Source organism: Sulfurovum sp. bin170, from assembly GCF_010892395.1.
Classification (GTDB): domain Bacteria; phylum Campylobacterota; class Campylobacteria; order Campylobacterales; family Sulfurovaceae; genus UBA1140.
In genome coordinates, this window is record NZ_JAACKB010000024.1 from 1 (window position 1) to 1586 (window position 1586).

The window sequence follows — 1586 nt, forward strand, 5'->3', positions numbered from 1 at the left end:
CTTGTGCAGATATTATAAATAATATTGTAGCTTGTGATCAAGAGAACAAAGATGAGTGTGAATGTGTGTAAAAATCTAGGACAACTAGAGGGGGATTGCCCCTAGATATCCTGCTCTATAACCTCTTTGAAACGATTAAAGTAAACAGATTTAAGTGTTTCTAGACTCATCTCAATATCATTAATCTTAACAATATCCCCACCAACTTTACCAATAATATCCGTTTTAAGCCCTAACCCTTTTGCCATCTCTATCACAGCTTCTAGATTCTCTTTGCTAGAGACTTCCAATATCGCCCTACCCTGTGACTCATCAAAAATAGCTCTCTTGTCATCCAATCTAATACCTGCAACAACTCCTCTACCCGATACAGCAGACATTTTAGCCAAGGTTATTGCTATTCCACCAGAACTTAAATCTTTAGCCGACTCCAAAAGACCTTTTTTATTTGCTTCGATTACAAGTTCCCAAAGTCCAAGCTCTTTTTTATAATCAATCTCACCTAATGCTCCAGAGGTCTCTCCAAATAGCTCTTTGATATATAGAGAGCCACCAAACTCCACTCTAGTCTCTCCAATAAGAATCAGATGGTTCTCATCCTCTTGAAAAGATGAAGCCAAAACTCTCTTCTCGTCATCATTAAGCCCAACCATTGCTATAGCAGGTGTTGGGAATACAGATACTCCATTTGTCTCATTATAGAGAGATACATTTCCACTCACAACAGGAGTATCAAGAGCCAAACACGCCTCTTTTATCCCCTCACACGCCTCTGCGAATTGCCACATAACTTCAGGATTTTCTGGGTTACCAAAGTTGAGACAGTCTGTAATAGATAGAGGTCTAGCTCCACTCATTGCAACATTTCGTCCACTCTCAACAACAGCCAATGCTCCACCTTTGTGTGGGTCAATATAGCAGTACCTTGGATTACAATCAGCACTCATCGACAACGCTTTTCCATTCTCTTTGACTCTAATACAACTTGCGTCAAGTGTCCCAGGGGCTTTTGTAGTATTGGTCTGAACCATAGAATCATACTGGTCATATATCCAAGCCTTATCAACCACCTCCATAGAACCCATCAATTTTTCAAATGCCACCTGATTATCTACTTTTTTATAAGAGTCAATAGTTTTACCTGAAATTTCATCAAGATATTTTGGTCTAGAAGTTGGTCTATCCAAGATAGGAGCCTCTTCACTCACAGGAGCGATTGGCATATCACAAACCTTCTCACCATGCCAAAACAGCTCCATATTTCCACTATCCGTCACCTCACCAATAACAGCAACATCCAAATCCCACTTCTCAAAAATGTCGATAATCTCATGCTCTCTCCCCTTTTTTGCACAGATAAGCATTCTCTCTTGTGATTCACTTAGCATAAAATCATAAGGGGTCATCCCCTCCTCTCTAGCAGGAACCTTATCCAAATTCATAATCATCCCTGACCCACTTTTACCTGCCATCTCAAATGCAGAAGAGGTAAGCCCCGCAGCTCCCATGTCTTGAATACCTACAATAAGGTCTGTTTGAAAAAGCTCTAAACATGCTTCAAGAAGGAGTTTTTCTGTAAAAGGATC

The 1586-nt window shown here is 40.2% G+C and carries 1 protein-coding gene; it reads right to left on the reverse strand.

Going from position 1 to position 1586, the window contains the following annotated elements; genetic code table 11:
- Positions 1-101: 101 nt before the first annotated feature.
- On the reverse strand, positions 102-1586 hold a 1485-nt coding region (gene purL / locus GSY74_RS00655), incomplete at its 5' end, for a phosphoribosylformylglycinamidine synthase subunit PurL (RefSeq protein WP_164663173.1).